The following is a 21,853-nucleotide window of genomic DNA, read 5'->3' on the forward strand; positions in this document are numbered from 1 at the left end:
CTATCCGGGAGAATTTTTCCTCAACTGTCGCTTTTTATTCCTGAACGAGCATTTTAAGAATTTAAAAATCCACCCCGAAGGATGGATTGATGAGTTAACGTACTTCCGCATTCACTTTTTCTTCGAGTGATGCTTGGATTTTTTCCATGTAACGTGCTACTTCTTCGTCCGTCAAGCTATCTTCTGGATTTTGGAAGGTTAGGCTATAGGCCATTGACTTCATACCAAGTCCCAGTTTTTCACCTGAGAAGACGTCGAAGAGTTTGATATCTGTCAAACGTTTCACACCTGCAGCTTGAATTGCGTCTACAACTTCTTGATGGCTAATTTCTGCCTTGAGAAGAAGGGCAATATCACGGCTAACTGCTGGGAATTTGGTGATTTCCACAAATGGAGTAGCCGGTTGGAGGGCAGCTTCGATGGCTGAAAGGTTGAGTTCCGCTACATACGTTTCTGGAATATCATAAGCCTTGGCAGTGACTGGATGTACTTGCCCAAGGAAACCAAGAACTTGGTCACCGAGTGATATCACGGCTGTACGTCCTGGATGAAGGCTAGCGATTTCAGATGTTGCTGTATAAGTTACTTGGAGTCCCAAACGAGCAAAGAGGGCTTCAAGGATTCCCTTAGCATAGAAGAAATCAACTGGAACTGCCGCAGTTTGGAAGTCTTTTTCTGCAACTAAGCCTGTCAAAGCAAGGGCAAAGCTGTTGATCTCGTTTGGTAGGTCTTCTTTGGGATTGCCTGTTTGTTCAAAAACTTTTCCAATCTCATAAAGAGCCAAGTTTTTGTTCTTACGAGCCACGTTGTAGGCTACCGTATCCAAAATACCTGAGATCATATTTTGGCGGAGGACAGAACGGTCCACAGTCATTGGCCACATGAGTTCTGTAAGGTTACTTGGTTGAGCCGTAAACTCAACTGCTTTTTCAGGCGTTGTCAGAGCGTAGGTGATGATTTCTGTCAAACCTGCCCCTTCAGCGATGGTACGAACTTGACGGCGAAGTTTTTGTGTCGCAGTCAATTCGCCAGCTGTACCATCATCTTTTGGAAGACTAGTTGGCAAACGATCGTAACCATAGATACGAGCGATTTCTTCAAAGAGGTCTGCCTCGATAGTGATATCCCAACGACGACGGGGTACGTTGACTGTAAAGCTATCTGCATTTCCAGAAAGACTAAAGCCAAGACGACGGAAGACATCTTCCACATCAGCGTATGAAAGTTCCGTACCAAGGACACGATTAACGTCTGCAAGGGTTGAAGAAACTTCCACATCAGAAGTGTCAAGTTCACCCGCTGCAACGATGCCCTTACGCACCGTTGCACCTGCAAGCTCAGCAATCATGCTCGCTGCAGCATCAAGGGCTTCATTAACAGTTGCCACATTGATACCTTTTTCAAAGCGAGAAGATGATTCAGAACGAAGATTCAAACGACCGCTAGTCTTACGGATGGATTTGCCATTGAAAACAGCAGCCTCAAGGACGACACGACTAGATTTTTCAGAGATTTCTGTTGCTTGTCCCCCCATGACACCTGCAAGGGCTACTGGCTTGTCTGCGACAGTGATGACTAAGTCATTTACTTCCAAGTCACGTTCTTCACCGTCCAAGGTCACCAATTTTTCACCGGCACGCGCTTCACGTACACGGATGTCAGTCCCTTCAAAGGTATCCAAATCAAAGGCATGCATCGGTTGACCAAAGTAGAGTAGGATATAGTTGGTCACGTCTACTACGTTGTTGGTAGGACGGATACCTTCATTCATGAGGAGATTTTGCAACCACTGTGGACTTGGTGCAATGGTCACATTGTCCAAGATACGAGCTGCATAGTAAGGAGCCTTGTCTGTGTCAATGCTGACAGAAAGAGCATCCGCTGCTACTTCGTTTGTTTCTGTTAGAGTAAATTCTTTAAAGTTAACTGCTTTGTCATAGATGGCTGCCACTTCGTGAGCGACCCCACGCATAGAAAGAGCGTCCGCACGGTTGGGTGTAATAGAAAGCTCGATGATTTCATCATCTAAGTCTAGGTAAGAGAAGACTTCCTCACCTGGAACGGCATCTTGAGGCAAGATTTGGATGCCATCTGCAAATTCCTTTGGTACAACTGAGTCAGAAATCCCTAATTCACCTAGTGAACAGATCATCCCTAGTGACTCTAAGCCCCGGATTTTTCCTTTTTTGATCTTGTAGTTATCAGCGATACGGGCACCTGGAAGAGCCACCATGACCTTGATACCAGCACGCACATTCGGAGCACCACAAACGATTTGACGGGCTTCTTCTTCGCCAACATTAACCTGACAAACATGAAGGTGAGTTTCTGGCACATCTTCGCAAGACAAGACTTCTCCGACGACAATTTTTGAGAGACCGGCAGCCGGTGATTCCACACCTTCTACCTCAATCCCTGTGGTTGACATTTTCTCAGCCAACTCTTGTGATGGCACATCAATGTCCACCAATTCTTTTAACCATTTATAAGATACTAACATAATTCTGATTGTAAGGTCTCAGCATGCAAGACCTTTTCAATTCCTTTCTTTTTCTTCGAGTCAATCGTTTCAATTTCTAGACTATATGAAAACGAGAACGACTGTTTAGGATTGTATTTCAGGTTTTAATCATTATTTAAACTGTTCTGAGAAGCGGACATCCCCTTGGTAGAACCCACGAATATCGTTGATTCCGTAACGGAGCATAGCGACACGTTCTTGTCCAAGACCAAAGGCAAAACCAGAGTAAACTGTCGCATCGATACCACTCATTTCAAGGACACGTGGATGAACCATACCGGCACCCATAATCTCGATCCAACCTGTTTTCTTACATACGTTACAGCCTTCTCCACCACACTTGAAGCAGGAAACATCCACTTCAACAGATGGCTCTGTGAATGGGAAGTAAGATGGACGCAGACGGATCTGACGCTCTTCACCAAACATTTTTTGCACAATCAACTGAAGCGTTCCTTGAAGGTCAGCCATAGAGATATTTTTCCCAACAACCAAGCCTTCGATTTGGTGGAATTGATGACTGTGGGTCGCATCGTCCGTGTCACGACGGAAAACGCGTCCTGGTGAGATCATCTTCAAAGGACCTTTTGAAAAATCATGGGCATCCATGGCACGCGCCTGAACTGGAGACGTATGAGTACGGAGCAAGATTTCTTCAGTGATATAGAAAGTGTCCTGCATATCGCGAGCTGGATGGTCTTTTGGAAGATTCATCCGCTCAAAGTTGTAGTAGTCTTTTTCAACTTCAAAGCCATCCACGACTTGATAACCCATACCGATGAAAATATCTTCGATTTCCTCACTGGTTTGTGTGAGAATGTGACGGTGACCAGTCGCAACAGGTCGACCCGGAAGGGTCACATCGATGCTCTCGCTAGCAAGTTGTGCTTCAACTTTCTTTTCTTCCAAGAGCTTTGCCGTTTCTTCAAAGGCAGCTGTCAAAATATCACGAGCCTCGTTGACGTGTTTCCCGATGATTGGACGCATCTCAGCAGAGACATCCTTCATCCCTTTAAGAATTTCGGTAAGCGAACCTTTTTTACCTAGGACAGAGACACGCAAGTCTTGCATCTCTTTTTCATTTTCAGCAGTAATCTGCTTCAAGCTAGCCAGCGTTTCTTCGCGAAGCGCTTTTAATTGTTCTTCAATAGTTGACATAATTCCTCCATCAGTCTCTCGTAGATAAAAAGAAAACCACATGTCAAAAACTCCACTCGGAGCGTTGACACGCGGTACCATCCGTTTTCATCTGACAAGTCAGACCTTCATTTCTAAATCCATGCGCAAGTGAATTCACCCAGCTTTCATATAGAGAGCTTGCAGTCACGGCTCTCCTCCCTGATATACTCCCCTTGAGTTACTAGTCTTGCGGATTTCTATTCAATTACTACTTAGTTTATCAGATTTTTAGTTAAAAAACAAGTTAGATTAGACTATTTTCAATATAAAATAAAAAGGAACAAAACACAATGCATTACCAATTTGCAGGGTCAGTTTCATCTGCTTTCCTTTTCAATAAAAGAGTTGCTGCTTGATTAAAACCATCACACCAGTTATACCATTTTGCTTCATACTCATCTTGAGCTAAGATATGGTCTTTTAAATCCAAAACAGAGTAAATCTTTCTTTCCTCGCAAGCTTGCGCATAGAGATGATATAGTTCATCGCCACCATCTCTATCCCACTCAGCAGAAATCGTATCCCTACCTGCCAATAAAGCCTGATAAGCCCTGTGATGCCCGTCTGTAATCAACAAGCAGTCTCCGAATGCAAGAACACTGATTGGAGCAACATTGATTATTTCTGCCGACTGATAAAGTGTCTGGATGCCTTCTAGTTTCTTTTCAGATAAGTATAGTTGAGTCGGATGGAGAGCTTTTATGTTGACTTTCATTTCTTTCTCCTCAAGGGAATTCGATACTCACTTCTGCTTGCCTTTAAATCGCCATTGAAAGCGGAGCTTGTCATAGAAGGGAAATTCAATAAACAGGACTCCCAAACCCACACAGAGACTGGCAAGGACGTCTGATGGATAATGAACTCCCAGATAGACCCTTGATACCAGCACACTGACTAGGTAGAGAGCAAGGACGATTTGCACAATTTTTCTCCAAACCGGATCTTTAATCCGTTGACTGAGAATGACAATCAAAGTGCCTACCATCAGCGTTACTGCAAGAGAATGGCCACTTGGAAAAGAAAATCCCTTCTCCTCGACTAGGTGTAAGATAGCTGGTCGTGGGCGCTGGTAAATATTTTTAAAGGTCACGATTAAAAGACCGGCTAAGGCCAGATTGCCCGCCATAAAGTAGCTTTCTATCTTCCACTGCTTACGATAAAAGATAAAGGCTGCGATGGCAACCCAGGTGATAATCACTGGGATATCAATCAAATGCGTAAGGGCTCGGAACAGAACTGTCAAATAATCTGGCAAGTCCCCACGAAGAGCAGTCTGAAGCGGTTGATCAAAACCGACCAGCGTTTCAGGATAGAACTTAACCATATAGCCAAGAAGGACGAAAAGTAAAAGGGCAAAACTGCCCTTCATTAAAAATGTTTGTTTATCTCTCATAGTGTTTTAAGGTTGGTTTCAAGAGGAGGTATAACAACCAGAATGAAACGGCAAAGATGATACCTTCAATCAGGTTAAAAGGTAAAACCATAGTCATCAAGTAGTTAGAAAGTCCTATAATTTCTCTAATATCAAAGTTGGCAAACTGCGCGTATAAAGGAACCGCATAGACATAGTTGAGAACCAACATGGCAGCAGTCAATCCAATAGTTCCCGCCAGAGATGCTAGTAGGAAACGAAGGGTGCTGCGTTCCTTTTTCCAAATCAAACCAAAAGCGATAACAAAAACTCCCAAGGCTACGATATTCATTGGCAAGCCAATGTAGGTATTCACTCCCTGGCTATTGAGAAGCAACTTCAAGAGTGATCGCAGCAAGAGAATCCCGAGAGCAGCAGGCAAATCCATGACCACCAAGCCCACAAGGACTGGCAAGATACTAAACTCAATCTTGAGGAAGGTCGCCGCTGGCAAGAGCGGAAAGTCAAAGTACATCAGCACAAATGAAATGGCTGATAAAATCGCAATGGTCGAAATTCGACGTGTGTTTGTCATAACAGGTTCCTCCAATTTTCTATAAAATCAGAAGAAGTTGGAAAGGATCCCTCTATCTATTCTCACTTTTTATATCCCAAAAGTTCCCCCTCACTCTTTTGAGCAAGCGGTTGCAATTCATCTATAAACTCATCAGAACAGACAAAGCCATTCTTTCGTCTTCTCCCATCCAGACTATACTGTCGGTTGTGGAATCGCACCACATCAGCTTGCGCTCGCGGACTTCTTTAAGGGAAGGAAATAGAGGTTTTTCTTTTAGCCTAGGCGACAAGCTGTAGTCATAACTTCCAGTTAGGCAAAACTTGTCAACAAAGTTTTAAAGGAAAAATTTTTTCCTAATGATACTCAATGAAAATCAAAGAACAAACTAGGAAGCTAGCCGCGGGCTGTACTTGAGTACGGCAAGGCGAAGCTGACGTGGTTTGAATTGGATTTTCGAAGAGTATTAAAGTCACCGCCGGTCGGGAATTACACCCTGCCCTGAAGACCCTTTAATCATAACAAAAAACGCTTGCAAGTGCAAGCATTTTGATTATTTCAATTTATCTGCTTCATAGGTATGAACAAGCTCAAGACCTGCAAAATTCTGCTGACGGAGGGCTTCATAAACAATCATGCATACGGTATTCGAAACATTGAGACTGCGGACATGTTCATCGTTCATAGGAATACGGAGAGCTTTCTCTGGATGCTCACGCATAAAATCCTCTGGCAAACCCTTATCTTCACGTCCGAAGAGAAAATACTGATCTTCACCACTTGCCAAATTCGCCTCAGAATAGACCTTTTCTGCAAATTTAGAAATCAGATAGACTTGTCCTTTCATCTGAGACATAAAGTCTGCCAAGTTATCATAAAAATGAATCTCTAACTTATCCCAATAATCCAAACCAGCCCGCTTCATCTTGCGATCATCAATGGGAAAGCCCATTGGTTTGATGATGTGGAGGGGAGAATTGGTCGCAGCGCAAGTACGCGCGATATTGCCAGTATTTTGTGGAATCTGAGGTTCAAATAAAACAATGTGATTTGTCATAATTGGCTTCCTTTTATCATTGCAAAAAAATAGCCACACTGCCCGGAGTCAAGCTCAGCAAACAGCGTGGTTAAGGCGTCGTTAACTTACCTCACAACAGGTTTGAAGTAAATCAGCGAAACTACTTTCTTAGTATAACACTTTCAGAACCAATGTCAATAGAAACGACTTGAATTTTTTACTTTTTTTAATGATACTTTCATACTCGGACATTCACTTTCAGAATAGCCTTATCAAGAGAGGTTAATCACTTCATCCGAGAGACATTTTTATAGAAGATAAGCATATTTATCTTCAAAAACTTGAAAAAGTTCTTTCTTCCTGCAAAAATCGGCTTGGCAAGTGCATTTTTTGCTAAAAAAGGGTATGATAGTTACATCATGAAAAAGTAGGTTTTTATATGAAAATTGTCCTTGTTGGTGGAGGGAAAGTTGGTTTTGCCCTCTGTCGTTCACTAGTTGCGGAAAACCATGATGTTGTCCTCATCGAGCAAAATGAAGCTGTACTGAACCATATTGTCAGTCGCTTTGACATCATGGGCCTCCTTGGAAATGGTGCCGACTTTACTATCTTAGAGCAAGCCGGTGTTCAAGAGTGTGATATCTTTATCGCACTAACCGAACACGATGAAGTGAACATGATTTCAGCAGTTCTTGCCAAAAAAATGGGAGCTAAAGAAACCATCGTTCGGGTTCGAAATCCAGAGTACTCCAACTCCTATTTTAAGGAAAAAAACATTCTTGGATTTTCTCTCATTGTCAATCCTGAGCTTCTAGCTGCCCGTGCTATTGGGAATATTGTCGACTTCCCAAGTGCCCTTTCGGTCGAACGTTTCGCTGGAGGTCGAGTTAGCTTGATGGAGTTTGTGGTCAAAGATGCTAGTGGTCTTTGCCAGATGCCCATTTCAGAATTTCGGAAAAAATTTGATGTGATTGTGTGTGCTTTGGAGCGCAACCATGAGTTGATCATTCCAGGTGGTGAAATGACCCTTCAAGATAAGGATCGCATCTTTGTTACAGGAAATCGGGTCGATATGATGCGCCTGCACAATCATTTTAAAGCTCGGACTGTTAAGAGTTTTCTGATTATCGGAGCAGGAAAAATTGCCTACTATCTCGTCGGTATCTTGAAAGACAGCCGAATTGACACTAAGGTTATCGAAATCAATCCTGAAAGAGCCCGTTTCTTTAGTGAAAAATTCCCAAATCTCTATATCGTTCAGGGAGATGGGACAGCCAAAGATATCTTACTAGAAGAAAGTGCTCCTCACTACGATGCGGTCGCAACCTTAACTGGGGTGGACGAAGAAAACATTATCACCTCCATGTTCCTTGACCGTGTTGGCGTCCAGAAAAACATCACCAAAGTCAACCGGACCAGTCTCCTAGAAATTATCCATGCACCTGATTTTTCAAGTATCATCACGCCAAAAATCATCGCAGTGGATACCATTATGCACTTTATCCGAGGCCGGGTTAACGCCCAATACTCAGACCTTCAAGCCATGCACCATCTTGCAAACGGCCAGATTGAAACCCTACAATTCCATATCAAGGAAGCTAATAAAATGACTGCCAAGCCTCTTTCTCATCTGAAATTGAAGAAGGGTATTCTCATCGCAGCCATTATTCGAAAAGGAAAAACAATCTTCCCGACCGGAGAGGATACGCTGGAGGTCGGAGACCAATTACTGGTAACCACCCTGCTACCAAACATCACCAAGATTTATGATTTGATTGAGAGGTAAAAAATGAATAAAAGTATGATTCGTTACCTCCTCTCCAAACTTCTCTTAATCGAGGCTGTTCTCCTACTAGTTCCTGTCAGCGTAGCGACCTATTACCGAGAGTCCAGCCAAGTATTTACAGCTCTTTTTACTACGATTGGAATTTTAGTTCTTCTCGGTGGGGTGGGAATCCTACGAAAACCAAAAAATCAACGGATTTATGCCAAGGAGGGTGTCTTAATCGTTGCCCTCTGTTGGATACTCTGGTCTTTCTTTGGTGGCTTACCCTTTGTCTTTTCAGGACAAATTCCCAGCATCATCGATGCATTTTTCGAGATCAGCTCTGGTTTTACAACGACTGGTGCTACTATCCTAACAGATGTTTCCGTTCTCAGTCGTTCCCTCCTCTTCTGGCGAAGTTTCACCCACTTGATAGGAGGGATGGGGGTGCTTGTTTTCGCACTTGCTATTATGGACAATGCTAAGAATAGTCACTTAGAGGTGATGAAAGCAGAGGTCCCTGGTCCTGTCTTTGGTAAGGTTGTATCCAAACTGAAAAATACTGCCCAGATCCTCTATCTCCTTTACCTAGGACTCTTCTCCCTCTTTGTTGTCATCTACTATCTAGCAGGTATGCCCTTGTTTGATAGCTTTGTTATCGCTATGGGGACAGCAGGAACGGGGGGATTCACCGTCTACAATGATGGAATCGCCCACTACGGCAGTTCCCTGATTACCTATCTTGTCAGTTTTGGCGTTCTGGTTTTCGGTGTCAATTTTAACCTCTATTACTTTCTCATGCTCCGTCGGGTCAAGGCCTTCTTTGGAGATGAGGAACTGCGGGCTTATGTCATTATTGTTCTGGTGTCTACCGGTTTGATCACCCTCAACACCCTCCACCTTTACCAAGGTGTCTCTAAGAGTTTTGAGATGGCTCTCTTCCAAGTATCCAATATCATTACGACAACGGGATTTGGTTACGGAGATATTACCAACTGGCCCCTTTTCTCCCAGTTTATCCTCCTCTTCCTCATGGCAATCGGTGGCTCAGCTGGGTCAACAGCAGGTGGTCTCAAAATTATCCGTGGACTGATCCTCACAAAAATTGCTAAAAATCAAATTTTGTCCATCTTATCTCCTCACCGTGTCTTGACTCTCCATGTCAATAGAACGGTGATTGATAAGGATACCCAACACAAGATTCTCAAGTATTTTGTGATTTATGCTATGATTTTATTGTCACTCATCTTTATCATCAGCCTAGACAGCAATGATTTTCTAGTCGTGACCAGTGCGGTCTTTAGCTGTTTTAACAATATCGGACCAATTCTAGGTACAACATCGAGCTTTGCCATCTTCAGCCCCATCTCTAAAATCCTGCTCTCTTTTGCAATGATAGCGGGTCGCTTAGAGATCTACCCAATTTTGCTACTCTTTATGAAACGTACCTGGTCTAAACGTTAATTACAATACAATCCCCCTTTTACAAGCAAGTAAAAGGGGATTTTTTCTATTAAAAATGAGAAGACCTTTTGGTCCTCTCCGAATCTAATTATTTTTTAAGAGCTTCTTTGTAACGAGCAAGTTCTGCTTGATTTGCCCAAACATAGTGACCTGGACGAATTTCCACCATAGATGGCTTGTCTGTCTCATAGTCATGTTGATCAGGGTCGTAAACTTTCAAGACTTTCTTGCGTTCCAAGATTGGATCTGGAATTGGTACAGCAGATAGAAGTGCTTGAGTGTATGGGTGGACAGGATTGTTAAACAACTCCTCTGTCTCCGCCACTTCGACGATAACTCCCTTATAGATAACCGCGATACGATCTGAGATAAAGCGAACAACTGACAAGTCATGGGCGATAAAAAGATAGGTCAAGCCCAACTCTTTTTGGAACTTCTTGAGCAAGTTCAAGACTTGCGCACGCACTGATACGTCCAAGGCTGAAATTGGCTCATCCGCAATAACGAAATCAGGTTCCATCACAAGGGCACGAGCAATCCCGATACGCTGGCGTTGACCACCAGAAAACTCGTGTGGATAACGGGTCAGGTGTTCTTTCAAAAGCCCGACTTCATGGATCATCTTTTGAACTTTTTCTTTTCGGTCTTCTTCATCTTTAAACAAGTGATAGTTGTAAAGACCTTCAGAGATGATATAGTCAACCGTCGCACGCTCATTCAAGCTGGCTGCAGGGTCCTGGAAAATCATCTGGATACGACGGATCAAGTCTGAGGATTCCTTATGAGATTTTTTTCCATTGATCTTATGACCATCAAAGATGATTTCACCTTTACTGGTATTATTTAGACCAATAATGGCACGACCAATCGTTGTTTTCCCACTACCAGACTCTCCTACAAGAGAGAAAGTTTCTCCCTTGTTGATAAAGAAGTTGGCATTTTTAACCGCAACAAACTTCTTACTTCCTTCACCGAAGGAAATTTCTAAATCTTTAATTTCTACTAATTTTTCAGACATTTCCTTCCTCCTAGTCTTCTAGATGAGCAAAGCCCATTTTATCACGAATCTTGTCATGCAAATCTGCGATGACCCCAGGTTTTTCAACTTTAGGAGCATTCTCATGAAGCAACCAAGTCTTAGCCCAGTGGGTATCACTAACTGAAAACTGAGGTGCTTTTTGTTCAAAGTCAATTTGCATCGCATAATCTGAACGAAGGGCAAAGGCATCACCTTTCAACTCAGTATAAAGAGACGGTGGTGTTCCAGGGATAGAGTACAATTCCCCTTTATCATCAGCAAGCTGAGGCAAGCTAGACAAGAGACTCCAAGTATATGGATGACGTGGATCGTAGAAAACTTCCTCAACAGTTCCGTATTCTACAATTTCCCCAGCATACATAACTGCTACCTTATCCGCAATACTTGCTACCACACCAAGGTCATGGGTGATAAAGATAATGGTAAAGTGGTACTCATTTTGTAAAGTTTTAAGCAAATCAATGATTTGGGCTTGAATGGTTACATCAAGGGCCGTTGTCGGTTCGTCACAGATTAAGATATCTGGACGACAGGCAAGGGCAATCGCGATAACGATACGTTGGCGCATCCCTCCAGAATATTGGAAAGGATACTCGTCAAAACGTTTTTCAGCGTCTGGAATTCCGACCTTGTTCATATAGTCGATTGCCATCTCTTTGGCTTCCTTGGCTGTTTTTCCTTGGTGTTTAACGATAACTTCAGTGATTTGGCTACCGATTGTATTGATTGGGTCCAAACTTGTCATAGGATCTTGGAAGATGGTCGCAATTTTAGCACCACGAATCTTCTCCCATTCCTTGTTAGAAGTAAGAGCGGTCAAGTCTTGTCCACGATAGTCGATGCTTCCTTGAGCAATACGTCCATTGTCTTCTAACATCCCTGTAAAGGTTTTTGTTAAAACAGATTTACCAGAACCGGACTCACCTACCAGGGCAAGAACTTCTCCTTCAATCAGGTCCAGAGAAACTCCTCGGATAGCCGTCAGAACTTTGTCACGAACGTCAAATTCCACGACAATATCACGAGCAGTCAAAATTACATTACTTTCTTTTGTCATGTCTACTCCTATCTATGTGTACGTGGATCACTAGCATCCGCTAGGTTTTGACCAACAACGAAAAGAGATAGGGACACCAAGATCAAGGTTGTCAATGGAATCCAGAACAAGTAAGCGTTGGTCGTAACGTTTTGTGAGTAATCTGAGATCAAACGTCCCAAACTTGGCACTGTTACAGGCAATCCCAATCCAAAGAAGGAAAGGAAGGCTTCATAAGAGATGAAGCTTGGCAACATCAAGGTCATCGTAGAAACAATAACGGATACCAATTGTGGCATGATATTTTTAACGATGATTTTAAAGGTTGGTGTCCCAAGTGTTTGAGAAGCAAGGTTGTATTCCAAGTCACGGTAACGCATGATTTGGATACGAATCATATAAGCAATCCCAATCCAAGTTGTCACACTCATGGCAAAAATCAGATTCCAGAAACCAGCACCGATTGAGTAAGTCAAGACAATGACAATCAAGAGAGATGGAATGTTTGAAATAATGTTATAAACTTCCATCATGACACGGTCAACAGATTTTGAAATTCCCCAGATTCCACCAACAATAACCCCAATTACAAGGTTGATAAAAGTTGCAATGACAGAGATGAGGATAGAGTTACGCGCACCAAACCAAACCCCGTCAAACAAGGATTTCCCATTGCTATCTGTACCAAACCAGTGCTCAGCATTTGGCTTGATAAAACGAGCGCTAAAGTCGTTCACCTTACTGACGTCGTTGAAGTCAAAGTTTGAGAACATAGGATAAATAAAGCTCATCAAGATAATGGCAACCAAAATCCCCAACATAATGACTGTTGATTTTTTCTTTAGAAATTGTCTAAATACAGAACCCCAGTATGAATAGGCAGGGGCGTCAATTGTTTCAGAGGCAAAATCGTCACGTTTTACGAACTGAAATTTTTCTTTTCCGATTGTTGACATTATTTGCCTCCTTTCTCTGTCAATTTAATACGTGGATCAAGCATGGTCATCCAGATATCTCCTACAAAGAGTGAGAAGATAGAAATACATGTGAAGATGAAGACGAGACCAACTACCATTGAGTTGTTGGATGCCTTAACAGAGTCGATCAGCATTTTACCCATACCTGGGAAGGCGAAGACTGTTTCTGTCAATGTTGCACCACCAATAACTCCGATTACAGCACCAGGAATACCTGAAACCAAAGGAACCATGGCATTTTTAAAGATGTGTTTATTTGAAATTTCTTTTTCAGACAAACCTTTGGCGCGAGCAAAACGTACGAAGTCTTGAGATTGCAAGTCGATCATGTAACGACGAATCCAGATAGCCGTACTTGGTGCTCCCAACAAACCTAGAATGGCTGCCGGCAAGACATAAGAACGCCAATCTCCAGCCCCCAAGATAGGGAATGAGTCTGGCAGACCGATAGATGATCCAATCAAGCGCACAATATATACCAAGGCAATCGTTGGAAGGGCAAGCAAGAAGGTCAGAGCACCTGTCGAGAAGCTGTCAATCCAAGTATTCTTGTGGCGAGCCATAGCAGATCCAAGTGGAATAGCGATAGCATACGAGATAATCAAACCAATCAAACCAGCAACAGCTGAACTTGCAATCATAGATGGATATTGGTAATTGCTTTCTGTAGCCGTGTAAGGATCGTCCTTACCATAGTTTGCCACCTCACGTGCGTCTGCTTGACTTGGTGATTTGTAGGTACGAGAGTAGATATCTACAGATGAAGTCTTTTTACCTGTAGGGAATTGAACTTCTGATGTCTTAGTTTGTCCTTGACCCTGTGTGATAACTTGAAGCACTGGTGTGTTTGCATAAGTTGGGTAAGAATCACCCAAGTTAATGTTCACAAAGTTTTGGTGTACAAATGGGAATTGATTGTTGAAATACAAAAGGTATTTATGTTTTGTACCCGAACCAACTAATGACCAACCGATAGCAGGGTCATTTTCAAAACGAAGATAGCGTTCCAAGTTTGGATTTTCAGGATCTTGGATTTTATTTGTATGATCAATATCGATCAAGTTCGCATAGAATTTGAAAACACGTTCAAAAATCGGAATTTCACGCGTAGCATAAAACTGACCACTTTCTGAGAATACACCAAGTGTCCAACCATTACCAAGTTGGTTGATGTATTTTTCGTAGATTGCCTTATTAGTCTCATTTGCATCCACTGTTACAGATGGATCAATGGTACTCGCTTTTTCTTGCAGCTCCTTGGTATCGTAGTACTCGATGTAGCCCATACGCTCATAAACGGTATTTTCATAATTATCTCGTTTATCTGGAGTCGTTGCAATCTTATTATAGTTGGTATCCTGCTTGAAAATCAATTTCCGCGGAACCATCGTATAGATAATCGTGTAGGTCAAGGTTGTCACTAAGAAAATCGACAACAATGAACGCAATACACGCATAAAAATATATTTCTTCATATCGTTTCCTTTTAAAATCCCAAAAGAACCTTCTCCTCATGGAGAGAAAGTTCTCTTGAGAGTTATTTATTTAACGTGATTAGCCAATTCTTTTTGAACTTTTTCGTTTGATTCTTTTTTCTCTTTTAGCCATTTCTCACGAGCAGCCTCATAATCAGCTTTGGTTACAACTTTGTCTTGGAGTTTAATGTATTTGAAGTACAAATCTGAACCTTTATCTCCAGATTGGCTGTAAGAAGCTGTAAATGGTACCACGCGAGAAAGAACCGGTGCAGCACCACTAGATGACATGGCTGGGAGGAAGAGTGAGCTATCTGTCAGCCAAGCCTGCGCCGCTGCATATTTTTCATAACGCACATTCAAGTCGCTAGTTTCTTTTGCAGCGTCATCAACGAGCTTATCGTACTCTTTCAAACCAACTTTAGCTGCAGATGCATTTGCGGGATCATCATACCCCATATAGGTTTTTGTCTGCTCGCTGTTAGTTGTTTTCAAGATATCAAGGTAAGTTGATGGGTCTTCATAGTCAGGACTCCATCCAACTGCTCCTGATAGATCCCAGTCCTCTGCTGCAGCATTTGCTGCGTAGTAGGTGATATTATTCAACTCGTCTCTAGAAACTTGTTGGATATCAATCACTACATTATCTTCACCAAGTACTTTTTCGACTGATTGTTTGAAAGATTGGATACGTGCGATATAGTTTTTAGATGTTTGGTCTACTGGAATATCCAAGTGAATAGGGAATTTTACACCTTCTGCTTCCAATGCAGTTTTAGCTTTGGCAAATTCAGCTTTGGCTTTGTCAGCATTAAAGAGACCGTCTTGCCCATCAGCAAAATTCACATTTTTCCACTCATCTCCGTAATTAGCCATTTTTTCAGTCACTAAGTCGCCAAAAGTCTTTTCTCCTGCAGAGACAAAGCCTGGCTTCACAAAGAGGTTACGAACTGCTAGAGGAGCCGCTTCCGTACCATTTACCTGTGCTGAATAAGATGTGCGGTCAAAGGCAAAGTTCAATGCCTGACGGAAATCCTTGTTTAGAAGGGCTTTCTTTGTAGATGTTTTTTCTTCATCAGTTGATTTAGAAGTATATTTATACCCTTGACGGTCGATATTCACACCCAAACCAGCAATGCCAGGTCCTGATTGAGTAAAGTAGATATTGTCCTTGTATGTTTCTTCTACTTTAGAGTAGTTTGAACTTGTTGGGAAGAGGCGCGCTTGGCTATAAGCTCCACTCGTAAAGTTACGTTCAAGTGATTCTTGGTCTGAACCGTCATAGAAGGCAAGGGTGACTGTGTCAAGATGAACATTTTCTTTATCCCAGTATTGTTCATTTTTAACAAATTCGATAGAAGATTTAGCAGTCAACCCCTTCAGCAAGAATGGACCATTATATAGCAATGAATTAGGATCTGTTGACTTAGCAAAATCCGATCCTTTTGATTTCTCAAATTCTTCGTTCAAAGGCCAGAAAATGGAATAAGCCATCTTAGAATTCCAGTATGGTTCTGGTTTATTCAAGGTATACTCAAGAGTATAGTCATCAACTGCTTTAATACCTACTGTAGAAAAGTCTTTTGAATTTCCAGCCAAGTAATCAGACAAACCTTTAACAGAATCCTCTGCTAGATAAAGGGCTTCTGATTTTTTATCTGCTGCGTGTTTCAAGCCATTTACAAAGTCTTTTGCAGTAACTTCAGCATACTCTTCACCATCAGAGGTAAACCATTTGACACCCTTACGAATTTTGTAGGTATAAGTTAAACCGTCTTTCGAAACTGACCAGTCTTCTGCAACTGCAGGAACTAAATTTCCGTATTGATCATTTGTAAACAAACCGTCAATACCATTTGAAGTAGCAACTTTGGTACTTTGTTTACCTGACGTAATGTAATCCAATGTTTCTGGATCAGCTGTATAAACATAACCATAATTTTTTGGCGCTGTTGAATCAGATGATTTTGAAGAACCGCAAGCAGCTAAAACGCCAGTTGCTAATAGGGCAATTCCTGCTGCGACAAATACTCTACTTTTTTTCATATTGTTAACTCCTCTTTGAAAAATTTAAGCTTATTGTCAATTATATCATATATTATCTAAAAAGTAAACGAATTTTCAGAATATTTAGGCGTATACCCTCAAAAAACTTTCATTTGTCAAATTTCTACACTCTTTGTTTGCTATCTAGGTGATTAGATGGCAATTTTACAGCCTGTGAAGACTGATTCCCAGACTTTCTCTCTCGGTTTTAAAGTCTATCATAAAAAGGGAAAGTTTCCTAAATTGGATTTTCGGTTAAGAAACTATTGACGTAGAATCATTTTCAAGGTATAATAATAAACGTTGAGGCGGTATAGCCAAGTGGTAAGGCACGGCTCTGCAAAAGCTTGATCGTCGGTTCAAATCCGTCTACCGCCTTATAGTAAACCAAAAGACTCCTCGTGAGTCTTTTTTCTTATAAATGGGAGCTTGAGCACTTGATGGTGACTCAAGCTCCTTTATTCTGTTTCTTCTTCATTTTCTATTTCAGTGATTTGAACTTTTACCTTGGTAACACGTCCGTTTTTCACCTTGTCGTTGGTGAGGACGACTTGCTTGTTTTGACTGACCAGTTGGTAACTGATTTTCTCAGTGGTTGGAATCGTTCCAACACCCGTCAAATAATAACCGGCGATGGTATCCACATCATCGCTTTCTAGTTCGACACCAAAGTAGTTATTGAAGTCGTTAAGATTCATGGTTCCCTGTGCAATATAGGTGTCCTCACCGATTTGATGGACTTCAATTTCTGCTCGGTCTGTCTCGTCGTCGATTTCTCCGACAATCTCCTCCAGCAGGTCTTCCAGTGTGACCAGTCCAGCCATACCGCCATATTCATCGAGCAAAATGGCCATTTGTCTTTGGGTATTTCGCAATTCTTTTAGCAAGTCATCCACAAAAATAGTTTCAGGAACAAAGAGTGGATCTTGTAAGATCTTCTTCCAGACAATATTTTCAAAGCCATCTGCATAGGCAGCGTTTAGCAAACGCTTGGTATGAATCAAACCAATCACATTGTCCTTATCCCCATCATAAACAGGGATACGGGAAAAGTTCTGTTTTAAAATACTTTGGATAATGGTTTGACTATCATCCTGAATATCCACCATAAAGGCATCTGTCCGAGGAACCATAACTTCTCTCGCCATCAGTTCATCTAGAGAGAAAATCCCTTGTAACATCTCGATTTCGTCTGCATCCAAGGTTTCTTCACTCTTGGTCAACATGTACTCAATTTCATCTCGAGTCATTTTTTCATCCGCATCATCAAAGGTCATTGGTGTTAAACGACTCAAGAGATTGGTTGAAGCAGATAACAACCAGACAAAGGGACTGACAATCTTCCCAAGTCCAATAATAATCGGAACAGAGCGGATGGCTAAGGCATCTTTGAGATTGAGGGCAATCCGTTTAGGATAGAGTTCACCAAAAACAATAGAGATGTAGGTCAAGAATGCCAAAGAGAGGAAACTTGCAATGGCATAAGCCGTTTCTCCATTCCCCATCCAAGAGGCAATTACTTGTCCAAGTGTATCTGCCAATTTTGCCCCTGACAAGATTGTGATCAAGGTAATACCGACTTGAATGGTTGATAAAAAGTGATTAGGGTTTTCAAGCACCTTTAGCAAACGGATGTAACGTTTGTCTCCCTCTTCTGCCTTTTGCTCAACTCGGGAACGGTTTAATGACACCATCGCCATTTCAGTGGCTGAGAAAAAAGCATTTAAAAAGGTCAATACAACTAAAAGTACAAATTGCAGTAACAAATCCTGACTGCTTGGGTCTTCCATGGTCTTTCTCCTAAAATAGTATCTTGTGTTCCATTATATCATAAATCGGCCTAGGAATCACATTATTTTCTAATTTATACAATCGCTCCCTTATCAATGACGGACAAGGGAGCAATTTTTATTCCTTTTTTTCTAGTTTGTCACCGTGACCTGACCTGTTCGGTAATCAAGCTGGATACCCTTTTGAACATTTGGAATCAGGACGTTGAATTCCAATTCGCCATCCGAAGACTTGGCTTCAATTTGTGAAGCGGATGGAACCAAATCCTCATTCGTAGCATAGTGGAGAGTTACCCGATAACGGACTCTCTTATTCTGGTCTAAGGCTTTCCTAACCAGACTCTCATAGTAGTTCTGCCCTGTCGAATCTTCCGCCTGAGCCTGGTTTGCCCAAGCTGTCTGGACTGCAATGTTCTTGGGATTGCTGGTAGAGGCATCAAAACCATCCAAGCCACCTATCAAGGCATAACCCAGCAGGTGTCCTCTATCGACTGCATGTGTATAGGCTCCCTTTAGATTCTTGACCTGATGCCATCCTGGTGGCGTCCAGGAGGTTGAGCCGTTGCCTGTTTCTTCACGATTTTTATACTGCCGAGTCGCTTTGGATAAGATGGCATTAGCAACAGTTGGGACTGTCTCTTTCCCGACTGGTTTTGTTTTATTATCCGCGTAGGGTTTGCTAGAAACTTTGGCATCTAGATTGGTTTTATTGCCATTTACGACAAAGGCACCTGCCCCATTCCATTCTAGACCACCTTTTATTTGGTTCTTGATCGACTCGGTTAAGACACTCTCTGCCAACTCCTGACTAGGAGCTTCTGAAGCTTGTCTTTTCTGGCTAACCTTAGTTTTAGGGGTGTTTGGCGCTGACTGCATCTGCTTGATGTAATAACTACCAGCAGATAATAGTAAGAATATGAGTAGCCCTATCAGAGCCTGTCTTGTTTTCTTGTCCATATCTCTCCTTATATCTCTAGAAAAAGACTGGTCTCCCAGCCTAATTTCCTGTAAATTTACTAATCAATTCTTGCCATTTCGCTGGAGATAAAATCGCCCATGGATCCTGTCCCTTCCCTAGAATCCCGTAGCCAATCATCAAGCCGATTCCTAAGGCAAGGAATCCCAGCAAGAGTACGATAAAAATCAACAGTAAGCGACGGAGTACATAACGTATATTTTTATTCTTCTTCATCATTTGCCTCAATCCGCTGAATCTTCGCTCCTAGCTGAGCTAACTTCTCATGGAAACGGTAGTAACCTCTGTCAAGGTGGACTAATTTACCAACAACTGTCTCCCCTTGCGCTACCAAACCTGTCAGAATCAAGGCCGCACTAGCACGAAGGTCTGTTGATAGAACTTCTGCTCCCTGCAAGACTTGTCCTCCTACGATACGGGCTGTATCACGGATAATCTCCGAATGCAAGCCCATCCGACGCATTTCCTCCAGATGTTGGAACCGATTCTCAAATACAGTTTCCACCATAGTGGATTCCCCTTTTGCGACAGTCATTAAGGCTGTAAATTGAGCCTGCATATCTGTCGGGAATCCTGGATGTGGCAAGGTTTTTACATGAACAGCTTTAAGATTTTCCAGTTGAGAACGGACACGAATGCCTTCCGACTCCTCTGTTACCTCTACTCCCATTTCAAGGAGTTTGGCAATCAAGGGGCGATTATGCTCCCAGACTGCATCTCGAATGAGGACATCACCACCAGTCATGGCTGCCGCCACCATAAAGGTTCCAGCTTCAATACGGTCCTGTACCACATTATGAGTTGTTCCATGGAGTTCCTCGACACCAGTTACTGTGATTGTTTCAGTACCAGCTCCCTTGACCTTGGCTCCCATTTCATTAAGGAGAATAGCGAGGTCAACAATTTCCGGCTCACGCGCAGCATTTTCAATAACAGTCACACCATCAGCTAACGTCGCTGCCATCATCAGGTTTTGTGTCGCGCCGACACTAGGGAAGTCCATATAGATATGAGCACCATGCAAGCGTTCTGCCTTGGCTTCGATGTAACCAGCTGTCTGGCTAATCTTAGCTCCCATAGCTTCCAAGCCCTTGAGGTGGAGATCGATTGGACGACTCCCAATGGTGCAACCACCTGGCATGGATACCTTGGCATGACCTACACGAGCAAGGATTGGGCCCAAGACAACGATCGATGCACGCATTTTGCTGACATACTTGTAAGGAGCTTCCTCCGTGATGTCACCAGTAGCATCGACTTCGACAAGATGAGCTTCCTCATCAAATTCAACCTTGGCATTCAGACCACGAACTACTTGATTCATGGTGAAAACATCTGACAAGATCGGGACGTTCTGCAAGACTGTCTTACCCTTGCTTGCTAGAATAGTCGCTGCCAACAAGGGCAAGACGGCATTCTTTGCCCCCTCGATGGTCACACTCCCGACCAGACGATTATCACCGCCTTGAACCACAATTTTTTCCATAGTTGCTTCCTTTACTTTTGATTTTATAATAATCCTCTAAGTGCTTCTTGCCACAATTGATATAAACTGATAAAGAATGAACTTAATATGTAGCCCATTACAATACTAAAGAAGCCCACCAACAAACGAACTTTTTTTGTATTCGTAGCAGTTACTTTTAACACCTTTTCCCATCTCACAAGATCCTTTAAAAGGTAAAAACTCAAATAGATAAAGAGCATATGACTGCTTAGAGTGAATAATAATTGAACCATTTGACTATTATACCATCTTATCCGCTTGCGCGCTAGTTTTCGATTTTTCTACGAATTAGGGGTTGTTTTTAAGGTAATCAATCGCATCCTGCAAGGTTTTAACGGGAACGATTTTCATCTCTGTCTTGATCGTTTTGGCAGCTTCTAGGGCTGTTTCATAGTTGCTTTTCGCATTGGAATCTGCTTTTTTTGCTTCCTCGGTGACTGGATTGTCAGGAGCAAAAAAGACGTTGGCTCCCTGACGTGAGGCCGCAACTACTTTTTTGTCAATTCCACCAATGTCGCCAACATTTCCGTCCCGATCAATGGTTCCCGTTCCCGCAACGATGCGGCCATTACGAAGACCTGGATCTGCTATCTGAGTGTAGATAGCTAGACTAAACATGAGACCTGCACTTGGTCCCCCGATACCAGCTGTAGAAAAGCGAATGGGAACGTCACTGGTCACTTCTGTACGGTCAATCAAGCCAATCCCAATCCCGTTTTTTCCGTTTTCGAGAGTGATAATTTTACCTTCTGCAGACTTGACTTTTCCGTCTTCTTCATAGGTTACCTTGACCGTATCCCCTAATTGTTGAGAGTTGACATAGTCGACCAAGTCTTTTGAACTGTCAAATGTTTTGTCATTAACAGCCGTCACGGTATCTGCAATATTCAGAATGCCCTTAAAAGTTGAATTATCCGTCACAGTTAAGACATAAACTCCCAAGTACTTGAGTTCGGTATCCTTACCAGCCGTCTTCAGTCCTTGATACTTGGCCATATTTTGAGAAGTTTGCATGTAGAACTGATTGATCCGCATAAACTCTGCATCCGTAGAGCCACCCGTAGTCTCCTTGGCACTTCTAATATCTGTGAAAGGTGTTAACCAAGCATAGACAAGATGCGACAGGGTTGCGTGT

The 21,853-nt window shown here is 42.4% G+C and carries 19 protein-coding genes, 1 tRNA gene and 1 riboswitch; of the genes, 3 read left to right on the forward strand and 17 right to left on the reverse strand.

Annotated elements, in window-relative coordinates; translation table 11 throughout:
• Positions 1–94 precede the first annotated feature (94 nt).
• The 6 genes from pheT to SORDD24_RS09085 all read right to left on the reverse strand — a co-directional run bounded on the left by pheT (position 95) and on the right by SORDD24_RS09085 (position 6,682).
• Positions 95–2,500, reverse strand: a complete 2,406-nt coding sequence (gene pheT / locus SORDD24_RS09060; protein WP_061409734.1) for a phenylalanine--tRNA ligase subunit beta — start codon at positions 2,498–2,500, stop codon at positions 95–97.
• A gap of 132 nt (positions 2,501–2,632) precedes the next feature.
• Complete coding sequence (gene pheS, locus SORDD24_RS09065; RefSeq protein WP_000103740.1) at positions 2,633–3,679, reverse strand: phenylalanine--tRNA ligase subunit alpha; 1,047 nt, start codon at positions 3,677–3,679, stop codon at positions 2,633–2,635.
• A 316-nt stretch (positions 3,680–3,995) separates the two neighbouring features.
• The gene (locus tag SORDD24_RS09070) at positions 3,996–4,415 is read right to left on the reverse strand and encodes a hypothetical protein (RefSeq protein ID WP_061409736.1); all 420 of its coding nucleotides are present in this window, start codon (positions 4,413–4,415) and stop codon (positions 3,996–3,998) included.
• Positions 4,416–4,442: 27 nt separating this feature from the next.
• On the reverse strand, positions 4,443–5,093 hold the full coding sequence (locus SORDD24_RS09075) for a phosphatase PAP2 family protein (RefSeq protein WP_061409738.1): 651 nt from the start codon (positions 5,091–5,093) through the stop codon (positions 4,443–4,445).
• Complete coding sequence (locus SORDD24_RS09080; RefSeq protein ID WP_061409741.1) at positions 5,083–5,646, reverse strand: ECF transporter S component; 564 nt, start codon at positions 5,644–5,646, stop codon at positions 5,083–5,085. Before SORDD24_RS09080 ends, SORDD24_RS09075 begins: the two co-directional genes overlap by 11 nt.
• A gap of 153 nt (positions 5,647–5,799) precedes the next feature.
• A riboswitch (FMN riboswitch) is annotated at positions 5,800–6,138 on the reverse strand.
• Between the two features lie 40 nt (positions 6,139–6,178).
• Entirely contained in the window at positions 6,179–6,682 is a 504-nt protein-coding gene (locus SORDD24_RS09085; protein ID WP_061409743.1) for a tRNA (cytidine(34)-2'-O)-methyltransferase, read from the reverse strand.
• A gap of 400 nt (positions 6,683–7,082) precedes the next feature.
• Between SORDD24_RS09085 and trkA the strand changes: the two genes are divergently transcribed.
• Positions 7,083–8,429, forward strand: coding sequence for a Trk system potassium transporter TrkA (trkA, locus tag SORDD24_RS09090; protein WP_000706819.1), 1,347 nt, complete (start codon positions 7,083–7,085; stop codon positions 8,427–8,429).
• 3 nt (positions 8,430–8,432) lie between these two features.
• Positions 8,433–9,872: a TrkH family potassium uptake protein gene (locus SORDD24_RS09095; RefSeq protein ID WP_061409745.1), complete on the forward strand. Its 1,440-nt coding sequence runs from the start codon at positions 8,433–8,435 to the stop codon at positions 9,870–9,872.
• An 88-nt stretch (positions 9,873–9,960) separates the two neighbouring features.
• Here SORDD24_RS09095 and SORDD24_RS09100 read toward each other — a convergent pair whose 3' ends face one another.
• The 5 genes from SORDD24_RS09100 to SORDD24_RS09120 form a co-directional block, all read right to left on the reverse strand.
• On the reverse strand, positions 9,961–10,890 hold the full coding sequence (locus tag SORDD24_RS09100; protein WP_001291306.1) for an ATP-binding cassette domain-containing protein: 930 nt from the start codon (positions 10,888–10,890) through the stop codon (positions 9,961–9,963).
• 10 nt (positions 10,891–10,900) lie between these two features.
• Positions 10,901–11,968, reverse strand: coding sequence for an ABC transporter ATP-binding protein (locus SORDD24_RS09105; RefSeq protein WP_045593583.1), 1,068 nt, complete (start codon positions 11,966–11,968; stop codon positions 10,901–10,903).
• Between the two features lie 8 nt (positions 11,969–11,976).
• Positions 11,977–12,903 (reverse strand): oligopeptide ABC transporter permease OppC, encoded by a 927-nt coding sequence (gene oppC / locus SORDD24_RS09110; RefSeq protein WP_033629311.1) that lies wholly within the window; start codon positions 12,901–12,903, stop codon positions 11,977–11,979.
• A complete protein-coding gene (locus SORDD24_RS09115; protein WP_061409747.1) occupies positions 12,903–14,399 on the reverse strand; it encodes an ABC transporter permease in 1,497 nt (498 codons plus the stop codon). The genes oppC and SORDD24_RS09115 overlap by 1 nt, the downstream gene beginning before the upstream one ends.
• Positions 14,400–14,465: 66 nt before the next feature.
• On the reverse strand, positions 14,466–16,445 hold the full coding sequence (locus SORDD24_RS09120; protein WP_061409749.1) for a peptide ABC transporter substrate-binding protein: 1,980 nt from the start codon (positions 16,443–16,445) through the stop codon (positions 14,466–14,468).
• Between the two features lie 307 nt (positions 16,446–16,752).
• Here SORDD24_RS09120 and SORDD24_RS09125 point away from each other — a divergent pair.
• Positions 16,753–16,823: transfer RNA gene (locus SORDD24_RS09125), tRNA-Cys, on the forward strand.
• Positions 16,824–16,903: 80 nt separating this feature from the next.
• Here SORDD24_RS09125 and SORDD24_RS09130 read toward each other — a convergent pair.
• The 6 genes from SORDD24_RS09130 to SORDD24_RS09150 form a co-directional block, all read right to left on the reverse strand.
• Positions 16,904–18,235, reverse strand: a complete 1,332-nt coding sequence (locus SORDD24_RS09130) for a hemolysin family protein (protein WP_061409750.1) — start codon at positions 18,233–18,235, stop codon at positions 16,904–16,906.
• Positions 18,236–18,367: 132 nt separating this feature from the next.
• Positions 18,368–19,192 carry a DNA/RNA non-specific endonuclease gene (locus SORDD24_RS09135; RefSeq protein WP_061409752.1) on the reverse strand — a complete coding sequence of 275 codons (825 nt, stop codon included), beginning with the start codon at positions 19,190–19,192 and terminating at the stop codon, positions 18,368–18,370.
• A gap of 40 nt (positions 19,193–19,232) precedes the next feature.
• Positions 19,233–19,427: a DNA-directed RNA polymerase subunit beta gene (locus SORDD24_RS09140; RefSeq protein WP_000739700.1), complete on the reverse strand. Its 195-nt coding sequence runs from the start codon at positions 19,425–19,427 to the stop codon at positions 19,233–19,235.
• On the reverse strand, positions 19,414–20,697 hold the full coding sequence (gene murA / locus SORDD24_RS09145; protein ID WP_061409754.1) for a UDP-N-acetylglucosamine 1-carboxyvinyltransferase: 1,284 nt from the start codon (positions 20,695–20,697) through the stop codon (positions 19,414–19,416). Before murA ends, SORDD24_RS09140 begins: the two co-directional genes overlap by 14 nt.
• Before the next feature lie 23 nt (positions 20,698–20,720).
• Positions 20,721–20,951 carry a DUF1146 family protein gene (locus SORDD24_RS11005; RefSeq protein WP_009444432.1) on the reverse strand — a complete coding sequence of 77 codons (231 nt, stop codon included), beginning with the start codon at positions 20,949–20,951 and terminating at the stop codon, positions 20,721–20,723.
• A 55-nt stretch (positions 20,952–21,006) separates the two neighbouring features.
• A partial coding sequence (locus SORDD24_RS09150) for a SepM family pheromone-processing serine protease (protein WP_231082744.1) occupies positions 21,007–21,853 on the reverse strand: 847 nt, incomplete at its 5' end.

The organism is Streptococcus oralis, from assembly GCF_001579175.1.
GTDB lineage: Bacteria > Bacillota > Bacilli > Lactobacillales > Streptococcaceae > Streptococcus > Streptococcus oralis_O.

What these genes read in the sequence shown, in the direction of transcription:
- pheT (WP_061409734.1), bottom strand. Translation starts at nt 2,500, where the DNA reads ATGTTAGTATCTTATAAATGGTTAAAAGAATTGGTGGACATTGATGTG.
- pheS (WP_000103740.1), bottom strand. Translation starts at nt 3,679, where the DNA reads ATGTCAACTATTGAAGAACAATTAAAAGCGCTTCGCGAAGAAACGCTG.
- SORDD24_RS09070 (WP_061409736.1), bottom strand. Translation starts at nt 4,415, where the DNA reads ATGAAAGTCAACATAAAAGCTCTCCATCCGACTCAACTATACTTATCT.
- SORDD24_RS09075 (WP_061409738.1), bottom strand. Translation starts at nt 5,093, where the DNA reads ATGAGAGATAAACAAACATTTTTAATGAAGGGCAGTTTTGCCCTTTTA.
- SORDD24_RS09080 (WP_061409741.1), bottom strand. Translation starts at nt 5,646, where the DNA reads ATGACAAACACACGTCGAATTTCGACCATTGCGATTTTATCAGCCATT.
- SORDD24_RS09085 (WP_061409743.1), bottom strand. Translation starts at nt 6,682, where the DNA reads ATGACAAATCACATTGTTTTATTTGAACCTCAGATTCCACAAAATACT.
- trkA (WP_000706819.1), top strand. Translation starts at nt 7,083, where the DNA reads ATGAAAATTGTCCTTGTTGGTGGAGGGAAAGTTGGTTTTGCCCTCTGT.
- SORDD24_RS09095 (WP_061409745.1), top strand. Translation starts at nt 8,433, where the DNA reads ATGAATAAAAGTATGATTCGTTACCTCCTCTCCAAACTTCTCTTAATC.
- SORDD24_RS09100 (WP_001291306.1), bottom strand. Translation starts at nt 10,890, where the DNA reads ATGTCTGAAAAATTAGTAGAAATTAAAGATTTAGAAATTTCCTTCGGT.
- SORDD24_RS09105 (WP_045593583.1), bottom strand. Translation starts at nt 11,968, where the DNA reads ATGACAAAAGAAAGTAATGTAATTTTGACTGCTCGTGATATTGTCGTG.
- oppC (WP_033629311.1), bottom strand. Translation starts at nt 12,903, where the DNA reads ATGTCAACAATCGGAAAAGAAAAATTTCAGTTCGTAAAACGTGACGAT.
- SORDD24_RS09115 (WP_061409747.1), bottom strand. Translation starts at nt 14,399, where the DNA reads ATGAAGAAATATATTTTTATGCGTGTATTGCGTTCATTGTTGTCGATT.
- SORDD24_RS09120 (WP_061409749.1), bottom strand. Translation starts at nt 16,445, where the DNA reads ATGAAAAAAAGTAGAGTATTTGTCGCAGCAGGAATTGCCCTATTAGCA.
- SORDD24_RS09130 (WP_061409750.1), bottom strand. Translation starts at nt 18,235, where the DNA reads ATGGAAGACCCAAGCAGTCAGGATTTGTTACTGCAATTTGTACTTTTA.
- SORDD24_RS09135 (WP_061409752.1), bottom strand. Translation starts at nt 19,192, where the DNA reads ATGGACAAGAAAACAAGACAGGCTCTGATAGGGCTACTCATATTCTTA.
- SORDD24_RS09140 (WP_000739700.1), bottom strand. Translation starts at nt 19,427, where the DNA reads ATGAAGAAGAATAAAAATATACGTTATGTACTCCGTCGCTTACTGTTG.
- murA (WP_061409754.1), bottom strand. Translation starts at nt 20,697, where the DNA reads ATGGAAAAAATTGTGGTTCAAGGCGGTGATAATCGTCTGGTCGGGAGT.
- SORDD24_RS11005 (WP_009444432.1), bottom strand. Translation starts at nt 20,951, where the DNA reads ATGGTTCAATTATTATTCACTCTAAGCAGTCATATGCTCTTTATCTAT.